20 protein-coding genes are annotated in these 22,251 nt (G+C 55.9%); 13 read left to right on the plus strand and 7 right to left on the minus strand.

The features are described 5' to 3' along the window. Positions 1–21 precede the first annotated feature (21 nt). The 4 genes from YERSI8AC_RS01090 to ugpB form a co-directional block, all read right to left on the minus strand. Positions 22–1,077 (minus strand): sn-glycerol-3-phosphate import ATP-binding protein UgpC, encoded by a 1,056-nt coding sequence (locus tag YERSI8AC_RS01090; RefSeq protein ID WP_022520785.1) that lies wholly within the window; start codon positions 1,075–1,077, stop codon positions 22–24. A gap of 1 nt (position 1,078) precedes the next feature. After that, the gene (gene ugpE, locus YERSI8AC_RS01095; protein WP_022520784.1) at positions 1,079–1,921 is read right to left on the minus strand and encodes a sn-glycerol-3-phosphate ABC transporter permease UgpE; all 843 of its coding nucleotides are present in this window, start codon (positions 1,919–1,921) and stop codon (positions 1,079–1,081) included. 18 nt (positions 1,922–1,939) lie between these two features. Further along, on the minus strand, positions 1,940–2,824 hold the full coding sequence (gene ugpA / locus YERSI8AC_RS01100) for a sn-glycerol-3-phosphate ABC transporter permease UgpA (RefSeq protein ID WP_022520783.1): 885 nt from the start codon (positions 2,822–2,824) through the stop codon (positions 1,940–1,942). Positions 2,825–2,914: 90 nt separating this feature from the next. Continuing rightward, complete coding sequence (gene ugpB / locus YERSI8AC_RS01105; RefSeq protein ID WP_144813989.1) at positions 2,915–4,240, minus strand: sn-glycerol-3-phosphate ABC transporter substrate-binding protein UgpB; 1,326 nt, start codon at positions 4,238–4,240, stop codon at positions 2,915–2,917. A 216-nt stretch (positions 4,241–4,456) separates the two neighbouring features. Between ugpB and argE the strand changes: the two genes are divergently transcribed. Next, entirely contained in the window at positions 4,457–5,620 is a 1,164-nt protein-coding gene (gene argE / locus YERSI8AC_RS01110) for an acetylornithine deacetylase (protein WP_022520781.1), read from the plus strand. Between the two features lie 81 nt (positions 5,621–5,701). On the opposite strand, the gene YERSI8AC_RS01115 is transcribed toward argE, so the two are convergent. Beyond that, entirely contained in the window at positions 5,702–6,013 is a 312-nt protein-coding gene (locus YERSI8AC_RS01115; protein WP_022520780.1) for a hypothetical protein, read from the minus strand. A gap of 184 nt (positions 6,014–6,197) precedes the next feature. Between YERSI8AC_RS01115 and YERSI8AC_RS01120 the strand changes: the two genes are divergently transcribed. The 12 genes from YERSI8AC_RS01120 (at position 6,198) to YERSI8AC_RS01175 (ending at position 20,657) form a co-directional block, all read left to right on the plus strand. Then, entirely contained in the window at positions 6,198–6,671 is a 474-nt protein-coding gene (locus tag YERSI8AC_RS01120; RefSeq protein ID WP_022520779.1) for a YchJ family protein, read from the plus strand. Then, a complete protein-coding gene (locus YERSI8AC_RS01125; RefSeq protein ID WP_022520778.1) occupies positions 6,664–6,963 on the plus strand; it encodes a GIY-YIG nuclease family protein in 300 nt (99 codons plus the stop codon). Before YERSI8AC_RS01120 ends, YERSI8AC_RS01125 begins: the two co-directional genes overlap by 8 nt. A gap of 35 nt (positions 6,964–6,998) precedes the next feature. After that, positions 6,999–8,033 carry a histone deacetylase family protein gene (locus tag YERSI8AC_RS01130; protein WP_022520777.1) on the plus strand — a complete coding sequence of 345 codons (1,035 nt, stop codon included), beginning with the start codon at positions 6,999–7,001 and terminating at the stop codon, positions 8,031–8,033. A 102-nt stretch (positions 8,034–8,135) separates the two neighbouring features. Beyond that, on the plus strand, positions 8,136–8,471 hold the full coding sequence (locus YERSI8AC_RS01135) for a hypothetical protein (RefSeq protein WP_022520776.1): 336 nt from the start codon (positions 8,136–8,138) through the stop codon (positions 8,469–8,471). A gap of 230 nt (positions 8,472–8,701) precedes the next feature. Continuing rightward, positions 8,702–10,558 carry an ABC transporter ATP-binding protein gene (locus YERSI8AC_RS01140; RefSeq protein WP_159175929.1) on the plus strand — a complete coding sequence of 619 codons (1,857 nt, stop codon included), beginning with the start codon at positions 8,702–8,704 and terminating at the stop codon, positions 10,556–10,558. 50 nt (positions 10,559–10,608) lie between these two features. Next, the gene (locus YERSI8AC_RS01145; protein WP_159175930.1) at positions 10,609–12,138 is read left to right on the plus strand and encodes an ABC transporter substrate-binding protein; all 1,530 of its coding nucleotides are present in this window, start codon (positions 10,609–10,611) and stop codon (positions 12,136–12,138) included. Positions 12,139–12,232: 94 nt separating this feature from the next. Further along, positions 12,233–13,156: an ABC transporter permease gene (locus tag YERSI8AC_RS01150; RefSeq protein ID WP_009287871.1), complete on the plus strand. Its 924-nt coding sequence runs from the start codon at positions 12,233–12,235 to the stop codon at positions 13,154–13,156. A gap of 2 nt (positions 13,157–13,158) precedes the next feature. Further along, on the plus strand, positions 13,159–14,013 hold the full coding sequence (locus tag YERSI8AC_RS01155; RefSeq protein ID WP_009287872.1) for an ABC transporter permease: 855 nt from the start codon (positions 13,159–13,161) through the stop codon (positions 14,011–14,013). Continuing rightward, positions 14,010–15,809, plus strand: a complete 1,800-nt coding sequence (locus YERSI8AC_RS01160) for a peptidase M14 (protein ID WP_159175931.1) — start codon at positions 14,010–14,012, stop codon at positions 15,807–15,809. Before YERSI8AC_RS01155 ends, YERSI8AC_RS01160 begins: the two co-directional genes overlap by 4 nt. Positions 15,810–15,861: 52 nt before the next feature. Next, a complete protein-coding gene (locus YERSI8AC_RS01165; RefSeq protein WP_159175932.1) occupies positions 15,862–17,553 on the plus strand; it encodes a VRR-NUC domain-containing protein in 1,692 nt (563 codons plus the stop codon). Further along, on the plus strand, positions 17,550–19,853 hold the full coding sequence (locus tag YERSI8AC_RS01170; protein WP_159175933.1) for an ATP-dependent DNA helicase: 2,304 nt from the start codon (positions 17,550–17,552) through the stop codon (positions 19,851–19,853). The genes YERSI8AC_RS01165 and YERSI8AC_RS01170 overlap by 4 nt, the downstream gene beginning before the upstream one ends. A 21-nt stretch (positions 19,854–19,874) precedes the next feature. Beyond that, on the plus strand, positions 19,875–20,657 hold the full coding sequence (locus tag YERSI8AC_RS01175; protein WP_009287879.1) for a sulfite exporter TauE/SafE family protein: 783 nt from the start codon (positions 19,875–19,877) through the stop codon (positions 20,655–20,657). 10 nt (positions 20,658–20,667) lie between these two features. Here the strand turns inward: YERSI8AC_RS01175 and YERSI8AC_RS01180 are convergent, their stop codons facing one another. After that, positions 20,668–21,900 (minus strand): MFS transporter, encoded by a 1,233-nt coding sequence (locus YERSI8AC_RS01180; protein WP_223828039.1) that lies wholly within the window; start codon positions 21,898–21,900, stop codon positions 20,668–20,670. A gap of 70 nt (positions 21,901–21,970) precedes the next feature. Then, positions 21,971–22,150: a transcriptional regulator gene (locus tag YERSI8AC_RS01185; RefSeq protein ID WP_176316341.1), complete on the minus strand. Its 180-nt coding sequence runs from the start codon at positions 22,148–22,150 to the stop codon at positions 21,971–21,973. Positions 22,151–22,251: the final 101 nt, after the last annotated feature.

Genomic DNA, 22,251 nt, shown 5'->3' on the forward strand with positions numbered 1-22,251 from the left:
TGTCTTTCGGGGGATAGGTATTCAATCCCCGGTGCGTTTTCCCGTGGCGCTGTTGAAAGGATGCAGAGCGTCGCGGGTCACAAAAAATCGCAGGGTTTCGCCTTCGGCAACGGGCGGCTGCCCCGAAACGCGGATGACTGTAGGCTGGTCGCTATCGGCGAGGGTCACATATAGGTGGCTTTCGGCCCCCGCGGCTTCAAACAGCGCCAGCGTTGAGTCGACAATTAGGTGAGGCGCGGTCGGCGGCGTTAGATGCATATCATCCGGTCGAATGCCGACGACATCGGTGCCGTCGGGCAGGTTATCCAGCAGGCCATTGGCGCCTTGTTCGTTCAAGTAATCCACCGGCAGCATGTTCATGGCGGGGGAGCCGATAAACCCGGCGACAAACATGCTGGCGGGGCGGGCGTAGATATCCATGGGTGTGCCCACTTGCTCAATCTGCCCGGCGTTAAGAACCACTAAACGGTCACCCAGTGTCATGGCTTCCAGCTGGTCGTGGGTCACATACAGGCTGGTAGTCTTCAGGCGCCGCTGCAGCTGTTTGATCTCCACGCGCATCTGCACGCGCAGTTTGGCATCCAGGTTGGAAAGTGGCTCATCGAATAGAAAGGCTGCCGGGTCGCGCACCAACGCGCGGCCCATGGCGACGCGCTGGCGCTGACCACCAGAGAGCTTGCGCGGTTTGCGCTCCAGAAACTCTTCGATCTCGAGCATTTTGGCGGCAATTCGCACGCGCTTTTCAATGTCTTCTTTGTTAAACCCGCGGTTCTTGAGGCCGTAAGCTAGGTTGTTGTACACCGTCATATGCGGGTAGAGCGCGTAGTTCTGGAACACCATGGCGATATCGCGCTCGGCGGGCTCTAGCTTATTGACCACCCGGTCACCGATTTTGAGCGTGCCTTCGGTAATGGTTTCAAGCCCCGCCACCATGCGGAGTAGGGTAGATTTGCCGCAGCCGGAAGGCCCCACCAGCACCACAAACTCGCCATCTTCAATCTGTAAGTCGATGCCTTTGACGGCCTGAACATCGCCGCTATAGGTTTTCTTTAGCCCTTCCAAGGTAATGCTGGCCATCTTATTTCTCCGTCTCGGTCAGGCCTTTCACAAATAGGCGTTGCATAAACAGAATCACTAATACAGGCGGCAGCGCTGCCATGACCACCGCGGCCATCACTAATTGCCACTGTGGGTTCTCTTCCGAGGTCATGCGCTGAATGCCCATTACGATGGTGTAATAATCAGGGTCGGTAGTGATAATTAACGGCCAGAGGTACTGGTTCCAGCCGTAGATAAACATGATCACAAACAGCGCGGCGATATTGGTCACCGACAGCGGCATTAAGATGTCTTTAAAAAACTTCAGTGGCCCGGCGCCATCGACCCGGGCGGCTTCGAGCATCTCTTCGGGAATGGTCATAAAGAACTGGCGGAACAAGAAGGTTGCGGTAGCCGAGGCAATCAGCGGGATCGATAGCCCGGCAAAGCTATTGAGCATTTTAAGATCCGCAACGACCTGAAAAGTCGGAATAATGCGCACTTCCACCGGCAGCATCAACGTGACGAAGATCACCCAGAAGAAGAACATCCGGAAGCGGAAACGGAAGTAGACGATGGCAAAGGCGGAAAGCAGCGAAATAGACAGCTTACCCACTGTGATCGCCATGGCCATTATAAAACTGTTCCACAGCATCAGGGCGGCCGGCGGTGCGCCGGCATTGGAGACGCCCGACTGCCACATGCGCGTGTAGTTTTCGATCCCGTGGCCACCGGGCAGCAGTGGCAGCGTACCCTGCAGCAAACCCGATAGGGAATGGGTAGAGGCGATGATCGCGACATACACCGGAAAAACCACCAGCGCGACACCAGAGATCAAAACAATATGGGCTATCAGGTTAGCCCAAGGGCGGTTTTCAACCATTAACGTTCTCCCAAAGGCTTAGTAATTGACTCGGCGCTCAATAAAGCGGAATTGAATCATCGTTAATGCCACCACAATCACCATCAGAATCACCGACTGAGCCGCGGACGAGCCAAGGTTTAGCCCGACAAAACCGTCGGCATACACTTTGTAAACCAGTATGTTAGTGGCCTGGGCCGGGCCGCCTGCGGTGGTGGCGTGGATGATCGCGAAGGTGTCGAACATGGCATACACCACATTAACCACCAGCAAGAAGAAAGTGGTCGGCGTGAGCAGCGGGAAAATAATCGTCCAGAAGCGCTTAGTCGGGCTGGCGCCGTCAATGGAGGCGGCTTCAATCAGCGATTGCGGGATTGACTGTAAGCCCGCCAGGAAAAACAAAAAGTTATAGGATATCTGCTTCCAGGCGGCGGCAAAAATCACCAGCAGCATGGCGTCACTGCCCGAGTTACGGTGGTTCCACTGGTAACCCACCATTTCCAGCATATAGGGCACAATGCCGATAGAGGGGTTGAAGATAAACCACCACAACACGCCCGCAAGCGCGGGGGCGATGGCGTAGGGCCACACCAGTAGCGTGGTGTAGGTGCTGCGTGAGCGAATCATCCGGTTGACGGTACTGGCCAATAAAAGCGCCACTGTCATCGATAGCAGGGTAGTGCCCACGGCGAATACCACCGTCACCGATAGCGAATTGACATAACTGCCGTCACGAAATAGACGGGCAAAGTTCTCAAGACCCACAAACGTTGAGCGCAGCCCAAAGGCGTCTTCGCGCAGTAGCGACTGATACAGCGCCTGGCCCGCAGGCCAGATAAAGAAAATCAGTGTCACAATCACCTGGGGCGTCAGCAGCGCGTAGGGCAAAAAGCGACCAGGGTAGGTCATGCGTTTGGTTTGCATGGGCAGCTCTGCAAATTGTTAGCAAAAACAAGCATCAACAAACGAAATCGCCGCCTACCCAGAAGGGTAGGCGGCGAAGTGAGTACTTATTTACTGGTTGGCAGCTTCAAAATCACGGAGCAGATCATTGCCGCGTGCTACTGCTTCATCCGCTGCTTCCTGACCCGATTTGTCACCGGTCATCACCGCTTCCATCTCTTCGGAGATGATGTCGCGAATCTGCACGAAGTTACCAAAGCGTAGGCCTTTGGAGTTCTCGGTCGGCTCGTTGAGAGTCATCTGTTTCAGCGAAATATCCGCGCCTGGATTCTCTTCGTAGTAGCCCTGTTCTTGGCTCAGATCCCAAGCGGCCTGAGTGATGGGCAGGTAGCCAGTTTGCTGGTGCCACTGTGCCTGTACTTCGGGCTGGGAGAGGTACTCAAAGAACGCCGCAACGGCTTCGTACTCTTCGTCGCTATGGCCCTGCAGTGCCCACAGGGTGGCGCCACCGATAATCGAGTTTTGCGGTGCGCCTTCTACGTCGTCGTAGTAGGGCTGCATGCCAAAGCCAACTTCAAATTCTGAATTGGCGGCGACATCCGCACGTGAAGCAGAAGAGCCGAAGAAAATCGCGCAGTCCTGGGAGTAGAACATCGGCTCAGAGTCGGGGCCGGAGCCGGGGCCACCCCATTTAAAGACACCTTCTTCCTGCCAGTCGTGGAGGTTGTCCCAGTGGCGAGCGACCAGCTCATTGTTGAAGGTAAACTCGGTTTCCATACCGCCAAAGCCGTTTTCCAGTGTACCTAGCGGCACGTTATGCCAAGCGGAGAAGTTTTCCAGCATGACCCAGCTAGGCCAGGAGGTGGTAAAGCCACAGCTGGCCGCACCAGAGTCGACAATTTGGCGTGAAAAATCGGCCACTTCGTCCCATGTTTGTGGGGGCTGCTCGGGATCCAGGCCTGCTTCTTCAAACATGTCCCGGTTGTAGTACATGATTGGCGTAGAGGAGTTAAACGGGAAAGAAAGCATATTGCCGTTGGTGTCGGTGTAATAACCCACGACGGCGGGCAGGAAGGCTTCTTTATCGAAAGCGCGGCCATGCTCTTCCATCAGCTCGTACACTGGGTAGATGGCGCCTTTGGCGTTCATCATGGTGCCAGTGCCGACTTCAAACACCTGCAGGATATGCGGCTGCTCGTTGGCACGGAAGGCGGCGATCGCGCCCGTCATCGTTTCGGTATAGGTGCCGCGATAGCTGGGAGTAACGTGGTAGTCGTCTTGAGACTCGTTGAAGTCTTGGGTCATCTCTTCGAGAATTTCGCCCAGTTGGCCGCCCATGGCGTGCCACCAGCTAATCTCTGTTGCCGCCTGAGCAGACAGGCTTAGGCTGGCCGTCGCCACCCCTACGGCAAGCGCGTGCAGTGTGAAACGAGACATAACAAGCTCCTTATAGGCCTGAACTTAGTCAGGCGTGCAATGCGTTTGTTGAGATTTTTAGATGCACTGAACATTAAGAAGTGTAGATGACGTTTTAGTGAATGCACGATGAACCTGCCGTGACAGTCAACATTGCGCTGCCAGCAGGCCTACTGAGTAGGAAAAGGAAGAGGGCGATGATAGTGTGATAGGAAGAGTCCAACTAACGAGAGCAGTATGACTGACGTGACCACTTTACTGACGAAGCTGGTGTCATTCGATACCACTTCCAGTGAATCTAATCTGGCGCTGATTGAGTATGTGGAAGGCTATTTGGCCGAGTATGGCGTTAGCGCCGAGCGGGTGATGAGCCCCTGCGGTACCAAGGCCAACCTGATCGCAAGAATTGGCCCAGAGGCGCCGGGCGGTGTGATGCTTTCCGGGCATACCGATGTGGTACCGGTGGCGGGGCAGCCGTGGTCGAGCGATCCGTTCACCCTGCGTGATGGTGGCGGTGGGCGCCTTTATGGGCGCGGCACCTGCGATATGAAAGGTTTTATCGCCTGCGTATTGTCGATGGTGCCCACTTGGACGAAAGCGCCTCTGCAGCAGCCGATTTATCTGGGTTTCTCCTATGACGAAGAGATCGGCTGCGTGGGTGCGCCAAGCCTCATTAAGCGCTTTTACGAACACTACTCCACCACCGCCCATGTGATTGTCGGCGAGCCCACCAGCATGCAGCCAGTGGTAGCGCAGAAAGGGGCGACCAATCTGCGTACCACCGTGATTGGTCAGGAAGCTCACAGCAGCCAGGTCAATCAAGGCACCTCAGCCATCCACGTAGCGGCAAGGCTAGTGACCTTTATTGAGGACACCATGGCGGCGTTGGTGGAAGAGGGGCGCATCGATGAGGCCTTTAACGTGCCTCACACCAGCCTGCACGTCGGCAAAATAAAAGGTGGTACGGCGATCAATATTATGGCGCGGGAGTGCCAGTTCGAGTGGGAAATTCGCCATCTGCCCACGGACACCTTCGACGAAATATACGCGCGCTTTGAGGCCTATTGCGCCCAGCTAAGCGCTGAGCTGCAGGCCAAAGGCAAGCACGTTGAAATTACTACTGAGCCGCTAAACGTGACAGTGCCGGGCCTGGCCGACCGCGAAAACGATCAGGTACTTCGCCTAGCCAAAGACCATTTGCCCGCAGGGTGCTGCGACCACGCGGTGGCTTACGCCACGGAAGCGGGGCAGTTCCAGGGCCAGGGCTTGCAGACAATAATTCTTGGCCCTGGCAGCATCGCCCAGGCGCATCAGCCCGATGAATATATTGATATTGAGCAGCTTGAAGCGTGTGAGGATTTTCTAACGAAGATGGGTAAAGCGTTAGAGAAGACTGTCTAACTAGCTAATAACTGCCCAAAAAAATCCCACCCGGCTAATGGGGTGGGATTTTTTGTAGTGCTTTCATACCATGTCGCTTTTTCAGTGCTGAGGATGTTGTTCAAACAGCTCAGCTTTGGCATGGCGCATCACATCTTCGCACGCCTGCTGTTGGGCTAACTGCGTTAGCAGGCGTTGAGTTACTTCGAAGCCCTTGCCTAAGCAAGTGTCGACTTCCTGTTGGCTAACCGCTGGCGTCACTCGATAATCGATTTTTACCGTGCGCCCACCACCTTCCAGCCGATCCGCAACTCCCCTGAGCCGCCACGCGATTTTCTCTTTCCAAGTTGCTGATTCTTCCGCGCCTTCGTTTACGCTAAACGTGCACTGCCATTCCGGTTTAAAGACCTTCATAGGAGAACCTCCAAAAATTTTGGAAAGAATGATCGATCGTGTTTCGTACCCCATCGTCTGAATGTATTGCCCCACTACTATATACCTAACGCAGCATAAATATCGAACAATAGTGATACGCGTTGGGCGACGCGCATAGGGCGTATCGGTTAGGCTATAAAAGATGTGACTAACGAGCTTTTCTATGACCTCCACAACTGATCCAAGTTGCCCCTGTGGTAGCTTATTAACGCTTGATAAGTGCTGTGGCCGTTATCACCAAGGCGGGCTTGCCCCCACGCCTGAAGCTTTGATGCGCTCTCGCTATGTGGCTTTTGTGCTAGGGCGTAGCGACTACCTGTTGGCGACATGGCACCCCTCTACCCGCCCTGCAGAGCTTGCGCCTGATCCTGACGCTGAGTGGAAGTCGCTATCTATCGTCTCCGCAGAACCGCCGCTCGACAATATCGGTTACGTGCATTTTCGTGCCTGTTTTTATGAAAGGGGGCGAGTGCAAAAAGGCTGGCATGTATTAGAAGAGGTCTCCCGCTTCGTTAAAGAGCAGCAACGCTGGTGGTATATAGACGGAACACCCACGCTTACCCGCCTGAAACCACGCCGCAACGACCCGTGCTTATGTGGTAGTGGGCGTAAATTAAAGGTATGTTGCGGTGAATAGTGGCATCGTTCAGCCTCACAAAGCCGAACCGCAATGGTATCTCTATTTGCTGGAGTGCCAGCGTGGCACCTATACGGGCATTACCAATAACCTGGCAAAGCGTTATCAAGCGCACTGCACCGGCAAAGGGGCGCGTTATACCCGTGCAAATCCGCCTGTTGCACTGCTGGGTGCCGAACCGTTTGAAGACCGCGCCGCCGCAAGCCGGGCTGAATATCAGTTAAAGCAACAGACACCGAGCCAAAAGCGCCGCTGGGCCAAGCAGTGGCCTGTACAATTAGAAGCTAACTAGACTCTTTTCCGTTAGGCGTAGATTAAGGAACCTACATGCTGACGTTTTACTCAGAGGACAGCCGTTTGCGCCAAGCGCGCACGGAGTTACATGACGGCGCGCTGGTGACCCCGTTTGAGTGCCCCGAACGCCTTGATCTAGTGCTAAAGCATCTTCACCAGTCCGGGCTTGGGGATATTCGTACCCCTAGCGCTTATGGGTTAGCCCCCGTATTAGCGGTGCATGACAAAGAGTACGTAACGTTTCTAGCCAACTGTTGGCAAGAGTGGCAGGCGGCTGGGCATGAGGGGGAGGCGATTCCCAATATTTGGCCCGCACGAACCATGCGTGGTGACCGCATCCCGCGATCGGTTAGCGGTCAGCTAGGCTACTACGCGCTGGCGGCGGAAACGTCGATCTCAGCAGGAACCTTTGAAGCCGCCATGGCGAGCAAAGACGTGGCGTTAGGCGCGGTAGAGCATACGTTACAAACCGGCGAACCCAGTTTTGGTTTATGCCGGCCGCCAGGCCACCACGCCGCGTTTGATCAGTTTGGCGGTTACTGCTTCTTTAACAATGCCGCCATTGCCGCCCAGCGAGCGCTGGATGCAGGCAAACGTCGGGTCGCCATTCTTGATGTCGACTTTCACCACGGCAACGGCACCCAGCAGATTTTCTACAAGCGTGATGATGTGCTGTTTATCTCACTGCACGGCGACCCTGAGGTCACATTTCCTTACTATTTGGGCTACGCTGATGAAAACGGCGAAGGGCCAGGTAAGGGCTTTAACGTCAATTACCCGTTGCCGCCGGGCACCAGCGTTACCAGGTGGATGGCCACACTTGAGCTAGCCTTGGCGCAAATTAAAGCCGCGGAGTGTGAATGCCTGATCGTATCGTTAGGGGTCGATATCTTCGAAGGTGACCCCATAAGTGCCTTCACCTTTACCAGCGAAGATTTCACAGCGTTAGGTGAGCACCTGGCCCAAGTAGGCTTACCCAGCGTGTTTCTGATGGAAGGGGGCTATGCTGTAGATGAAATAGGTGTCAATGTAGTCAACGTGTTACAAGGTTTTGAACAGGCGCTATAAAACGGCCTGGAACTGCATCTAAACAAGGGTAAAGGTTAACCGTGACAGCGGCCCCTAAATCGGGCAGGCTATTGCCCTTTCAACGGGGCAGGGAGCTCAAGCGTGGCAGTGTATGGTGGAATTCAGGCACATGAATTGGAGCGTTGGCTTAATGCGTTAACCAACGCCGCCTATGACCGACGCTGCCCGCTGGTAAAAGTACACGGTGGCAACGCACGTGCGCGTACCGCCCGTCAAGACCTCCTTCATTTGGCGAACGACTACCGCTGTGGCGATTCTAGCCGCGAAGAGAGCGCAGCCGACCTTGGCCGCTGGTGTCAAACCTACCTTTCAGAGGCAGAGTGGTATGTGCTGGTCGGTACCCGCCAAGCACCTTCCCAGCCGCAAAGCGAGGAAGAGCGAAGCCTCACCGTGCTCAAGCAGCACCGGGTGGGGTAACAGCACCCATCAGCACTAACTGCGATCAAAAGCTCCTGCGATGGGGCTTTTTTTGTGCGCGAGATGTATGTCTTAACAGGTAGCCGAATTTTTTAATGGCAGAAGAATTAGTAGGTGCTTAATAACGATGTATTGACAAAAGTTTAATAAGATGAGTAGTTTGAAAGGATATGTCTACTCGACTAACGTTTTAAAAAAACGCTATCTAAGAGCAGGGGGCAATACATCTTGTGACCATTACACCAGCGCTATCGGTTCGCTCCTTGGGCGTGAATTTTGGCTCCAACCAGGTTGTTAAAAATCTGAGTTTTGATGTTTATCCCGGTAAAACGACGGCAATCGTTGGCGAATCTGGCTCGGGTAAATCGGTGACTTCTCTGGCTATCATGCGCTTGGTAGAGTACATGAACGCCGAGATTACCAGTGGCTCGATACTGTTTAATCGCGATGCCAACGGCTCTCAGCCACTGGATCTTACCCAGCTTTCCGATAAAGCGATGCGCAAGATACGTGGCAAGGAAATCGCCATGATCTTTCAGGAACCAATGACGTCGCTGAATCCTGTTTACACTATTGGCGATCAGATTACCGAAGTGCTGGTATTGCATGAGAAGCTAACCCAAGACGCGGCGCGGGTCGAAGCAGTAAAACTGTTAAAACTGGTGCGCCTGGCCGATGCTGAAGCGCTGTTAAAACGATACCCCCACCAGCTATCCGGCGGCATGCGCCAACGAGTGATGATAGCGATGGCGCTGGCCTGCCGACCAAAAGTGCTGGTTGCCGATGAGCCCACCACCGCATTGGATGTCACCATTCAAGCGCAGATACTTACCATCATGCGTGACCTGCAGCAGGAACTAGGGATGGCTGTTATCTTCATTACCCACGATATGGGGGTGGTGGCGGAGATGGCCGACCAGGTAGTAGTCATGCGCCATGGCGAAAAGGTCGAGGAAGGGGCGGTGGAGGAGATTTTCGCCCGCCCCCAACACCCCTATACCCAAGCACTGTTAGCGGCGGTGCCTAAACTTGGCAGTATGCAGGGCGAAGCTCTTCCACGCATGGATCCATTAGTGGTGCTGGATGGAAATGTTGCGCGCACTCTGGGTGAAAGTCGTCAGCAGGATACCGCTAGAATCGATGAAGCCCCGGTGGTGGAGATAGAAAATTTAGTCACCCGTTTCGATATCCGAAAAGGGTTCTTTGGGGGGGTTAGCCATCGCGTCCATGCGGTGGAAAATGTCAGTTTCAGCATTTTTCCTGGAGAGACGCTGGCGCTGGTAGGCGAGTCGGGATCTGGCAAGTCGACCATCGGGCGCACCATTCAGCAGTTGCAGGAAAGCACCAGTGGCACGATACGCTTTGGTGGCAAGGCCGTGGCCGACATGTCCCGGGCAGAAAAAATGCGCCTGCGCCAAGAAGTGCAGTACATTTTTCAAGATCCGTTTGCCTCCTTGGATCCCCGCAAAACCGTGGGCTTTTCGATAGCCGAACCCATTCGTACGCACGGCTTGCTGCACGGTGCTAAAGCAATCCGTCATCGCGTTAATCAGTTACTTGAGCGCGTTGGTTTGAGTGCTGATCAGGCTGAGCGCTATCCCCATGAATTTTCCGGCGGCCAGCGCCAACGGGTATGTATTGCCCGCGCTCTGGCTTCCAAGCCTAAGTTGATCATTGCTGATGAAGCGCTATCCGCCCTCGATGTTTCCATCCAGGCGCAGATCATTCACCTGCTCATGGAGTTGCAGCAAGACGAAGGCTTGGCCTATCTGTTCATTAGTCACGATATGGCAGTGGTGGAAAAAATGAGCCACCGCGTAGCGGTATTACACCTTGGCCAAGTCGTTGAGTTAGGCGAGCGCCGAGCGGTGTTTGATTCGCCTCAGCACTCCTATACACGCAAGCTGTTGAGCGCTGTGCCCGTGGCCGACCCCGCACAGAGGCGGGAGCGTACATTGCTGCAGGGCGATATTCTTAGCCCCATTCGTAAGGTCGGTGATGAGCCAGAACATTGGTCATTAGTGCAGGTGGCTAGCGGTCATTTCGTTGCCCAGGAAGTAGGCAGCGCCGAGCGTTTGGCATCATAGTTAGTTTCCTGATGGTATAAAAACTGTGAGACAACAACAGGAGTAATCCCATGAAGCAAAACAAACGCGTGCTCAATGGTGCCATCGCCGGTATGGCTCTGAGCGCTGCCTTCTCTGCCTCTGCGCAGGCTGGTTCATTAACGATTGCTTCGCCGCAAGATCCGGGTAGCTGGGATCCCATCGACACTTTTTTGGTGAATTGGGCCTCGGTTGCCACCAATATTTTCGATGGTTTGACTTATCGAGGCCCTGATTTAGAGCTGGTGCCCGGTCTGGCAACCGAGTGGGAGGAACTGGATGATGGTACCCGTATCCGTTTCACTCTGCGTGAAGGCGTCACCTTCCATAATGGTGAGCCCTTCAATGCGGAAGCGGTAAAGTTTACCTTTGATCGCTTATTAGGTGAGGAAGGTGGGCAGGGGCCCCAGCGCTCCAACTACACGGCGATTGAAAGCGTGGAAGTCATCGATGAGTACACAGTTGACTTCCACCTGAATGAGCCCGACCCAGTACTGCTCACTAAGCTAGCAGGCTACGGGGCGATGATTGTGCCACCGGAGTATCTGACCGAGCATGGTGATGAACACTTCAATACCCATCCGGTAGGCACTGGGCCTTTCAAAGTAGTGGAATATAATCCTCGTGAAGACGTTCAGCTTGAGGCCTTTGCTGACCACTGGGGCGGCGCGCCGAAACTTGACGAAGTGACTTACCGCTTTATCTCCGAGCCTTCCACCGCCGTGGCTGAACTGCAGGCTGGGCGGGTTGATATCGTTATTCCGCCGACGATTCCTATCGGCATGATCGACACCATCAATAACCACGACGGCGCCAGCATCGTTAGCGTGGCTTCGCCGACGGTGGAAGCGATTCGGTTCAACACCCAATCCGGTATTACCGCCGATGAACGCGTGCGTAAAGCCTTGATTATGGCCGTGGATCGTCAGGCGATTATCGACTCCATCCTGGCTGGCGAGGGTGAAATGATCGCCAGTTTCCAGGGCGCTCAGTCCTTCGGTAACGACCCTGATATGAAGCCCCTGCCGTATGATCCGCAGCAGGCTCGCAAACTGCTGGATGAAGCGGGCGTCGAGCAAGGCGCCACGGTACAGATTGATGTGCGCGGTAACGACGCCACCTTTGGTGAGGTGGCCCAGGTAGTGGCGTCTTACCTACAAGGGGTGGGGATTACCGCTTCGATCCAGCCATATGAAACCAATGTGCTACTTAACGACATTATCCCGGCAGGCCGCACTGGGGAGATGTTCCAGCAGAAATGGGGCGGTTGGACGTTCGACTTCGACAATACCGCTTACCTGATGTACCACACGGGCGAACGCTGGAATCCTTATGATAGCGACGCTGAGTTAGATGAAATGCTCGAAGCCCAGCGCAGCATTACTGATCAGGAAGAGCGAGAAACGCTGCTCCAGGCGATTGCGCAGTATACCCAGGATCGCGCCTTGGAAATGCCGCTCTATAGCATCAATGCCCTCTACGGTGTCAGTGACCGGGTGGAGAATTTTGAACCTGCCCCGGATAACCGTATGCGTTTAACCAACGTGGACGTTAGTGAATAAACGTGACGCCATCCGGCCGCTTGAAAGGGCGGTCGGCTCTTCACACTGACACTTCACAAAAGCTTCATGTAAGCGTTTCAGGCTTGGGGTCATAGTGGCAAAATTTCTTCTTTATCGAATACTGCAGGCCGTCTTTGTGGTGATCGCCGTGACGCTGATCGTCTCTTTTGCGATCAGGTTAACCGGTGATCCGGCGGTCATGCTGGCGCAAGGGGCGGGTAGTATTACCGAGGCGGATCTGGAAAGGATTCGTGAAGCCTTGGGTTTGAATCAATCCTTCCTGGCCCAGTACATCGGTTTCCTGCGCGGTCTGGTGGTGGGTGATTTTGGGCGCAGCTTTATGGGCGGAACCCCAGTGAGTGACTTGATTGGTCGCGCGCTGCCCGCCACCTTGGCGCTGGCTTTTGCCTCGCTGTTTGTGTCTATCGTGGTATCGATACCGCTGGGTATTAAGGCCGCGGTATCGCGGGGAAGGTGGCCCGACCAGATGATCAGGATTTTTTCCCTGATCGGGCTCTCTTTTCCTAACTTCTGGCTGGCCATCATGCTGGTGCTGCTGCTCTCCATCACTTTTAATCTGCTGCCGCCCAGTGGCATGGAGGGCTTCTCCAGCTTCATTATGCCCGCGGCGACGATGGGGATCATTCTAACCGCCACCAACGTGCGCCTTGTGCGAACCACTATGCTGGATACCCTCCGCTCTCAGTACATCATGGTGGCGCGGGCAAAAGGCCTTTCCAACACGGTCGTACTCTACAAACATGCGCTGCGTAACTGCTCCATTCCGCTGATCACCTATTTTGGTTTGCAGTTCGGTGGTCTGTTGGGCGGTATCGTGGTGGTCGAGCGTGTCTTTAACTGGCCAGGACTAGGCACCTTGGCTTTCGAAGCCGTATCGGCCCGGGACTACCCCGTCTTACAAGGCGTTATTACCGTGCTCTCGTTAATGATCATCTCCATTAACCTGCTTGTTGATATCGCCTATGGCCTGGTTGACCCCAGGGTGCGCAAGGAATAACCATGACCGCAGCTATTAAAACCGACAAATTGAAACGCTTTAAAAACCTTGAGTTTATCCTTGGCGTACTGCTTGTGGGCGGTATTGGTTTAGCGGTGATCTTCTCCGGCTGGCTATTTCCCGGAGGAGGTTCAGAGCTTAACTTAGCCTACCGTTTAACGCCGCCGCTGGTGGAGCCTGGCTTTCCCCTGGGCACGGATCCATTAGGCCGGGACGTGCTCGCGCGGGTGATTATCGGCGGTGAAATCTCGCTAAAAGTTGGGGTCTACTCCGCCCTTGGGGCGGTGGTGATCGGCATCATTATGGGGTTGGTATCCGGCTACTACGGCGGGTTCCTGGATATGATCGTGATGCGCTTTGCCGACGTGCAGCTCGCGCTGCCCTTTATTCTGCTGGCGATTACCTTTATCGCCGTGATTGGTGGCGGGCTAACCAATATGATTATTCTGCTGATTATCTCCCAGTGGGTGCAGTACGCGCGCCTGGTGCGCGGCTCGGTGCTATCGCTGCGCGACCGCGAATTTATTCTGGCGGCCAAAGCGATTGGGGTGAAAGATATTCGTATTCTGTTCCAGCATCTGTTGCCGAATCTGATTGGCCCCGTCATCGTGCTGATGACCCTCAATGTGGCCAATAATATTCTGCTTGAGAGCAGCCTGACCTTTTTAGGCTTGGGCGTGGATCCAGTGATTCCCAGTTGGGGCGGCATGCTGGCGGAAGGGCGTACCTATCTGCAAACGGCGTGGTGGGTTAGTGTGTTCCCTGGCTTGGCTATTCTGTTAACCGTGCTAGGGCTGAACCTGCTGGGTGACTGGCTCCGGGATGCCTTGGATCCCACCGGACGCACCTCCTTATGACCAACGATCCCCGTATCGAGATCTTGTTAGAGCGCTCGTTTCCACGCACCACGCGATCTTTGCTTGATGAGTACGCCACGCCTGCCTATCAAGGCTATCAGTTGGAGGCGTGGGTCTTCGACGATGAAAGCGAACGCCAAGCCACAGAAACGGCCTTCAAGGCTGCTGGTATTAGTGCGCGCCTGCGCAGTGCCTATAAGCCCCTGGTGCACTTCTTTTTAGAGGAGTTCTCGTGGGCGTCGCTGCGGTCGCTGGTAATTGAGTACCCGGTGTTAGCACATGCGCCGCGCCGCTTTCTGCTGGAAGCCTACCCGCTGGCGGCGCTACTTCCGCAAGGTGTAGCGCTACGCTGGGAAGAAGTTGATGCTACGCCTGCCACTATTTCAACCACTATTTCAACCACTATTTCTACACCTCTTCATTATCGCGTTCGTGTGGAGCGTAGCACTGGGGAGCGGGAAACGTATTGGGTTGATGCACCTAACCGTCAACATTTAGATCATGTAGATGAAGCACAGTGCTCACCCTGTGGCTGGCTGCGGCTCACCTCTCCCAATGGCGAGGTAAGCGAGTCAATTGTTGAGACGGACTATGAAGCGCTGTTTCAAGCGGCGATGGCGACGTTATCCTCAACCCAGTGGCAGACAGCATCGCCCTACTTTGAAGAGCTCAACTTTACGGTGCAGTTGCCCTGTAGTGACCGCCGTTTAGCGTTGGACGATGAGCATATCAGCCTTGCCGAGGCGCTCCATGAAGAGCTCTATTTCTCAGCGCTGGAGTATTTTCAGCGCCGCGCAGGTTTGGCGCTGGGGGATCGATCCATTCAGCCGGGGCAGATTGTGCCGGAAGTCTCCTCTCAGGGGGAGCGAGCCTATTTAAACGTCAGCCTACGGCCTTTGGATGCCTCCCAACTGCCGCGGGCCGAGGTCGAACTGGAGAGCGCTCAGCAGGCCATCGGCGTTGAACAAATAGAGGTGTTATTGGCAGCGCTGGGTGGTCAGGCGTTACACGCCAAGACACGAGCGGGGAGAGCGGTAGAGGCGCGTTATATCGTCGGCAGTGACCGCGCCGTTATGATCAGTGCGGGGCAGCATGCCAACGAAACCTCCGGCGTGGTGGGGGCGTTGCGTGCTGCGGCGCAGCTTAGCGGTGAGCCTGAGGCCCACTTCGTCATTTCGCCGCTGGAAAACCCTGATGGCTACGCATTGCAAGGTCGGCTCGTCGCCACTCAGCCACGCCATATGCACCACGCGGCGCGCTATACCGCCTTTGGTAATGACCTCCAGAGCCAGCCGCTTGGGCAGCCATTTGAACATGCTATTCGTGAACAGGCATTTGCTTTCAGTAATGCCGGACTGCATATCAATCTGCACGGCTACCCGGCCCATGAGTGGACGCGGCCGTTAAGCGGTTACGTGCCCCGCGGCTTTGAGATGTGGACGATTCCCAAGGGCTTCTTTTTGATCCTGCGCCATCAGCCAGGCTACGAAACAGCCGCCGAGCAGTTGGTGGAAGCCGTTACCCAGCAGCTTGCGCAAGTGCCTGGGCTGGTCGAATTTAATGCCGCGCAAATTGCGTTATTTGAGACTCATGCAGGAGCGTTAACCTTCCCGATGTTGAACGGCTTCCCCTACCTAATCTCGGAAGATGCCAATCAATTAACGCCATTGATGCTGATCACTGAATACCCTGATGAAACCCTAACCGGCGAGCCCTTTGTGCAGGCGCATACCGCGCAAATGGCAACGGTGGTGGCGGCCTATAAGGCCTTTCAAACGCTCTTATTGAATGCTTAATCTCAATGACGGCGAGACTGTCAAAATAGCATCGCACTGATACAATGGATAAATGAACAGTGCTTTCGCGACACCTACCGCCTCCCTTGATGACCCCTTCTATTACTTAACGAACTTCCGCTTCGTTTTGGCCTGGGTGGGGGAGCGCCACGCTGATCTGCTCGCGGCAGACGAGCTCGCTTTTCTTGAACAGTTTGAGAGCTTACCGCAAGCCTCCCAAGCGCTGCTGGTGCGCATGGTGATGCGCAAGGGCGAGCTGTTTCGGCTCAGCAAATTAAGCTACGCCGAGGTTGGCGACAGTGCCAGCGCCATGGCGCCCTTGATGTCGCTAGGTTGGGTCGATAGTGAATCGGTGCTTAGCGTTGATGAGCTGTTTAACCAGCTACGCTTGGCCGAACTGCGCCAGGCGTTGGTAGCGGAGATACGCGCTGCCGGGCTGAGCGCCTCAAGCGCTAAAACCGTGCTCTACGACACGCTGGCGAGCCAGCTCAATGAACCCAAGCGGTTATGCCAGTGGTGGCCCGAGGCAAACGATCCAGTTCTGCGGCTAACAGTCATGGAAACCTGCGACCGCCTGCGCCTGATGTTCTTTGGCAACCTGCGCCAGGACTGGGCCGAGTTCGTGTTAACCGAACTGGGGCTGCAGCGCTTTGAGACGGTGCCCTTTACGCCGCAATCACGCGCTTTCCAATGCCGCCACGAGGTGGATGTCTATCTGGAGCTCCATTACCTACGCCAACGTCTCGATGCCGGTGAGCTGCCCGCCGCCCTTTATCCTGAGGTACCGCCGCCCGCGGATAACCGCTGGCTGGCCACGCGGCGCGCAAGACTGCTGCTCCAGTTGGGCCGTGAAGCAGAGCGTAGCGGTGATACGGCGCTGGCGCTAACACTGTATAGCGAGTCAGGCAGTAGCGAGGCGCGCATTCGGCAGTTGCGTGTGTTGGAGCGCCAAGGCGAGCACCCTGCGGCCTTTGAGCTGGCGACCCAAGCGCTTAAGAGTTCCCCCAACGAAACCGAGCACCAGGCGCTGGCGCGGATTCTGCCCCGCTTGCGGCGGCGGCTTAAACTGCCTGCTGAGCCGAGCGACCCCGAACCCACTCATGAGCGCTGGGACTTATCATTGCCGGGGCCGCAGTGGGTCGAACGCGCCGTGGTCGAGGCACTCAGCGAGCCTGGGGCGCCGGTCTACTACGTGGAAAACGCGCTGCTGACCGGGCTGTTTGGTTTGCTCTGCTGGTCGGCGATTTTTGCTCCATTGCCGGGGGCCTTCTTCCATCCTTTCCACAATGGCCCGGCGGACTTGTACCGTGAGGACTTCGTGGCGCGACGGCGAGACGCCTTCGATGCTTGCCTTGCGCGTCTGGAGGACGGCAGTTACCGCGAAGTGATTCGTTCGACCTGGAGGGAGAAACACGGCCTGGCGTCTCCCTTTGTGCACTGGGCGATTGTCGATGAACCGCTGGTTGAGCTGGCGTTGACGTGCATTCCCGCCGTGCACCTACGCCTGTGCTTTGAGCGGTTGCTGGGGGATCTGAAAGCCAACCGGGCCGGGCTACCGGATTTAATTCAATTTATGCCCGATGCACCCGTTGGCGAGCCACGCTATCGGATGATTGAGGTCAAAGGCCCCGGCGATCGGCTGCAGGATAACCAGCGCCGCTGGCTTACGTTTTTTCACCGCCATGCCATGCCCGTGGCGGTGTGTTACGTGAGCTGGTCGACTGGCGACGAGCCTGAACCATGAGCGCGACCTATCGCGTGGCAGTGCGCGCGCTGTGCGACTTCACTGCTCGGCAGGGGGATCTCGATCACCGCTTTACCCCGGCGCCCAGTGCGCGCGAAGGGATGGAAGGGCATACGCTGGTGACCAGCCGCCGGGGAGAAGACTATCTCGCTGAACTGCCCCTGTCGGGGAAGTTTGAAGGGCTGATAGTTACCGGCCGCGCCGATGGTTTCGACCCCACGGCCAACCGCCTGGAGGAGATCAAAACCCACCGTGGCAGCCTGGAGCGCATGGCGGATAATCAGCGCGCCCTCCACTGGGCGCAGGTAAAAGTCTACGGCGCGTTACTGTGTGCTGAGCGTGCGCTGGAACCGATTACCTTGACGTTGGTTTATCTGGATATTGCCAGCGGCAAAGAGACCCTGATCAGCCAGGAAGCCACTGCCGACGAACTCCAGGCGTTCTTTGCCGAGCAGTGCCAACGCTTCCTTGCCTGGGCAGAACAGGAGGCCGTTCACCGTCAGGATCGCGATAGTGGCCTGCAGACCCTGCGTTTTCCCCATGCTGCGTTTCGCCCCGGCCAGCGCGAACTCGCTGAAGATGTTTACAAAGCTGCCAGCACCGGGCGCTGCCTGCTCGCCCAGGCGCCCACCGGTATTGGTAAAACCATGGGCACGCTGTTTCCGATGCTTTCGGCCATGCCCCGCCAGCAGCTCGATCGGATCGCCTTTCTGACCATGAAAACCCCTGGCCGCCGTTTGGCGCTGGATGCCCTGGCTACACTGCGCACTAGTGATGAAACACTTCCTCTGCGGGTGCTGGAACTGGTGGCGCGGGAGAAAGCCTGCGAATACCCAGATCGCGCCTGCCACGGCGAGTCGTGCCCACTGGCCGCCGGCTTTTACGATCGCCTGCCTGCAGCACGCCAGGCGGCGGTGGATCAGGGATGGCTGGATCGCGACGCGCTGCGCGAAGTGGCGTTGGCCCACGATGTTTGCCCGTATTATCTCGGCCAGGAGCTGGCGCGCTGGGCGGATGTGATCGTCGGTGACGTTAACCACTGGTTCGATAGCCACGCACTGCTGCACGGTTTGGCCCAGGCCAACGATTGGCGAACGGGCGTGCTGGTCGACGAAGCGCATAATCTGATTGAGCGCGCCCGCGGCATGTACAGCGCCGAGCTCGATCAGCAGCGTTTCAACCGGGTTCGCCGTGCTGCGCCCAAAGCGCTCTCCCGGCCCCTGGGTCGTTTGGCCCGTCAGTGGCAGGCGTTGTTTAAAGATACGTCGTTTAAAGAGGCAGGGCTGGAAGAGGAGGGCGACCCCAGGAAACCGGCCTACCGGCTGCTTACGGCATTGCCCGACAAGCTAGTCACCGCTGCCCAACAGGTGGGCGCCGCCATCACTGACCACCTGGGTGAGCACCCCGAAGATGCCAGCCTGGAACTACAGGAATTGTTATTTGAAGCGCTGGCATTCTGCCGCCTGGCGGAGCGCTTTGGTGAGCACTCCCTGTGTGATCTTACCCGCTATGGGCGCGGTCGGGCGGTGTTGGGGTTACGCAATCTGATACCCGCCGATTTTCTGGCCGCACGGTTTAACGCGGCCCACTCAGTGGTGCTGTTTTCGGCGACGTTAAACCCTGCCCACTACTACCGGGATCTGCTGGGCTTGCAGGAAAACACGGTATGGCGGGAAGTGGCATCGCCCTTTACCGCGTGTCAGTTGGAGGTGCGTATACGCACGGATATCTCCACGCGTTTTCGGGATCGGGACGCCTCTGTCGATCCTATCGTCGCGGCCATAGCGCAGCAGTATCAGCGCAAATCAGGCCACTATTTAGCGTTCTTCAGCAGCTTTGCCTACCTGGAGGCAGCGCTGGCGCGGTTTCGCGAGGCGCACCCGGAAGTACCCGTTTTCAGCCAAACCCGCGGGATGCCGGAAGCGCAGCGCGAGGAATTTCTGGCGCGCTTTGCACCCGGCGGAGAAGGCATCGGCTTTGCGGTGTTGGGCGGTGCCTTTGCAGAAGGCATCGACCTGCCCGGCGACCGATTGATCGGAGCCTTTATCGCCACCTTGGGACTACCGCCGTTTAACGACTTTAACGAAGCGCTTAAAGCACGACTAACCGCCCGCTTCGGCCAAGGTGACGACTATACCTACCGCATTCCCGGCATGATCAAAGTGGTGCAGGCCGCAGGTCGCGTTATTCGCAGTCCAGAAGATCAAGGGGTTGTGGTATTAATGGATGATCGTTTTGCCCAGGCCAGCGTACGTGCGCTATTGCCACGCTGGTGGACGCTGGGAGATATCCACCCCTAACTTAGGATCCTAACGCGAACCATGACAGATCTACTCTGGTACCAGTATGCGCTGATTGGGCTAATTTTTGCCTGGAGCGGTTTTGTGCGAACCAGCTTGGGCTTTGGCGGTGCCGTGCTGGCACTGCCTTTCCTGCTTTTGGTCGTCAACGAGCCACTGGTATTCTTGCCGATTATTGCCATTCACCTGCTGATTTTCTCCAGTTGGATCGCCTGGAGTGGGCATCGCCAGCTACAGCAAGCGGGCGTGGGCACCACATCGCCAGAGAGTAATATCGATTGGGGTTATTTAACCAAAGCCTTGAAAATCATGATCATCCCCAAGCTGATTGGGGTAGTGGGGCTGTTAACGCTGCCCGCACAAGTCATGACCAGTATCATTTTCGGCATTGTGATCATCTATGCCATTGGCTATGTATTGAATAAGCCGTTCAAAAGCAAGAACAAGTACGTGGACTACGTGCTGCTGGCGCTTGGTGGGTATGTCAGCGGTACGTCGCTGATTGGCGCGCCGTTGATTGTGGCGGTATTCGCCACTCACGTCGCCAAAGAGCAACTGCGGGATACCATGTTTGTGCTGTGGTTTATCCTGGTGATGATCAAGATGGTCTCGTTCCTGATTGCAGGCGTGGATCTTCAGTTAATTCACCAGCTGTGGCTGCTGCCCTGTGCCTTTATCGGCCATTTGGTGGGCGAGAAAGCCCATCGCTATATGCTTAAAGCGAACACCGGTCTGTTCTTTCGTGTGCTGGGCGCGGTGCTGATTCTTGTCAGTGTCGTGGGGTTGATTCACCCGCCTGCGTAAGTGCTGATGCTCAAAGCTGGCTGTCGGCTTTGAGCGTTGTCTTGCCCAGAATGATCAGGACAACGGCTAGCAGGCCGCACACGACTGCCATGCCGGTAAACACGTTACGCAACGACTCCAGCCAGATCACCGCCGGGGCGACCACCACCGGGGAGATAAACTGGCCAAAAAAGAAGGTCGAGGTAAAACCGCCAAATACCCGGCCGCGTACTCGCTGAGGAGTGATCCGCATCAGCCACGTGGTGGTATTGGGCATAAAGGCGCCAAGGCCAAATCCGGAGATCGCCGCACCCACGATTGCCATGGCGTAACTCTGGGTGAAGCCCACCACCAAAAAACCGGCTGCCGCCAGGAAAAAGCCGAGCACATAGATTGTCATCACCGACAGGAACGGCTTGTAGTAACCATAGCAAAACGCCACGATGCTGGCCGTCAGGGCTGCCATCGAGAGCGCCACGCCGATCGCTACGCCGCTGACTTGACCCTGCTGGGAAAGCAGAAAGGGCAGCTGCGCGGGAAACATATAAAACATGGTCATGCTGATCATGGCGATCAGGTAAGCAAGACAGGTACGTCCGTAGTCCACCGTTACCGGCGCATCGCTTGTATCGCGGCTGGCACCATCACTGGATTGAGGCTCTTGGAGAATCGCCCAGGCATAGGGAAGCAGCAGCACACCGGTCATATAGAGTAAAAACGGGCCGCGCCAACTCCAGTCGGAAAGTAGCCCGCCCAGGTTAATAAAGATTACCCCGCCCAGCGCCATGCAGCTGCTTTGCAGCCCCAAAAAACGGGCGCGTTCGGAGCTGTCAAAATAATCCCCCACCAGCGTGGTACTGATACTGAGAATACCGGCTACCGCAATCCCCATCAGTGCGCGGGAGCTTAATAGCAGATCCACGCGATCAATGAAAAAGCCCGCGCCCCCCGCAAAACCGTAGATGCCCAGCATCATCAGCAGCAATTTCTTGCGCCCAAACCGGTCAGCAAGATAACCCATCAGTGGACTGAACAGCGTAATCATCAGCGCAGGCAGGGTCAGAATCAGCTGGATCACTACCTGGGGCTGGTCGGGAAAATGGCGGCTGATGCCCGGCAGTGCAGGCGCGATAATTGCCCCCGACATCACGGTCATGGTGCTGGCAAACAGTAGTACGGCCTTAATATGCGTTAATTGGCTAATAGTCTTGTCCATATCAAGAGGAGGGGAGAGAGTGAAGAGCACAAACGCTAATCGTAGCATGTTTGTTAGCGTGCTATGTTTGTGTTTTTTACCTTCTACTTCTCAAGCAGTAAGGTTCGGCTACGAACCGTTAAGCGCTATGGGAAGAACCGACGGGGTAGCGGTCATCTTCATATTTCTTGATGAGCAAGGAGAGTGCCTCAAGCTCATTAGCCTCTGGAGTACCAGCATCTGCGGCCCATAGCTCTTCTAGGCGAGCAAATGCACGATCAGGATCGGCATCGTTATGGATAGGCTGGATATTCATCATACAGTCTCCGCATTTACGTGGTCGTACTGTTGATGCGTGCCAACAAATGGTGGCCAGGGCTGTTTTGTGACCGCACAGCAGTTCAAGGGGTGGTGGTAAGG

The sequence above is a fragment of the Halomonas sp. 113 genome (assembly GCF_904067645.1).
Lineage (GTDB): Bacteria > Pseudomonadota > Gammaproteobacteria > Pseudomonadales > Halomonadaceae > Vreelandella > Vreelandella titanicae.

Excerpts from the sequence above, each read along its gene's own strand:
- YERSI8AC_RS01120 (WP_022520779.1), top strand. The coding sequence starts at position 6,198 with ATGACCTCCACAACTGATCCAAGTTGCCCCTGTGGTAGCTTATTAACG.
- YERSI8AC_RS01160 (WP_159175931.1), top strand. The coding sequence starts at position 14,010 with ATGACCAACGATCCCCGTATCGAGATCTTGTTAGAGCGCTCGTTTCCA.
- ugpA (WP_022520783.1), bottom strand. The coding sequence starts at position 2,824 with ATGCAAACCAAACGCATGACCTACCCTGGTCGCTTTTTGCCCTACGCG.
- YERSI8AC_RS01155 (WP_009287872.1), top strand. The coding sequence starts at position 13,159 with ATGACCGCAGCTATTAAAACCGACAAATTGAAACGCTTTAAAAACCTT.
- YERSI8AC_RS01090 (WP_022520785.1), bottom strand. The coding sequence starts at position 1,077 with ATGGCCAGCATTACCTTGGAAGGGCTAAAGAAAACCTATAGCGGCGAT.
- YERSI8AC_RS01170 (WP_159175933.1), top strand. The coding sequence starts at position 17,550 with ATGAGCGCGACCTATCGCGTGGCAGTGCGCGCGCTGTGCGACTTCACT.
- YERSI8AC_RS01185 (WP_176316341.1), bottom strand. The coding sequence starts at position 22,150 with ATGATGAATATCCAGCCTATCCATAACGATGCCGATCCTGATCGTGCA.
- YERSI8AC_RS01175 (WP_009287879.1), top strand. The coding sequence starts at position 19,875 with ATGACAGATCTACTCTGGTACCAGTATGCGCTGATTGGGCTAATTTTT.
- YERSI8AC_RS01130 (WP_022520777.1), top strand. The coding sequence starts at position 6,999 with ATGCTGACGTTTTACTCAGAGGACAGCCGTTTGCGCCAAGCGCGCACG.
- ugpB (WP_144813989.1), bottom strand. The coding sequence starts at position 4,240 with ATGTCTCGTTTCACACTGCACGCGCTTGCCGTAGGGGTGGCGACGGCC.
- argE (WP_022520781.1), top strand. The coding sequence starts at position 4,457 with ATGACTGACGTGACCACTTTACTGACGAAGCTGGTGTCATTCGATACC.
- YERSI8AC_RS01165 (WP_159175932.1), top strand. The coding sequence starts at position 15,862 with ATGAACAGTGCTTTCGCGACACCTACCGCCTCCCTTGATGACCCCTTC.
- YERSI8AC_RS01115 (WP_022520780.1), bottom strand. The coding sequence starts at position 6,013 with ATGAAGGTCTTTAAACCGGAATGGCAGTGCACGTTTAGCGTAAACGAA.
- YERSI8AC_RS01180 (WP_223828039.1), bottom strand. The coding sequence starts at position 21,900 with ATGCTACGATTAGCGTTTGTGCTCTTCACTCTCTCCCCTCCTCTTGAT.
- YERSI8AC_RS01145 (WP_159175930.1), top strand. The coding sequence starts at position 10,609 with ATGAAGCAAAACAAACGCGTGCTCAATGGTGCCATCGCCGGTATGGCT.
- ugpE (WP_022520784.1), bottom strand. The coding sequence starts at position 1,921 with ATGGTTGAAAACCGCCCTTGGGCTAACCTGATAGCCCATATTGTTTTG.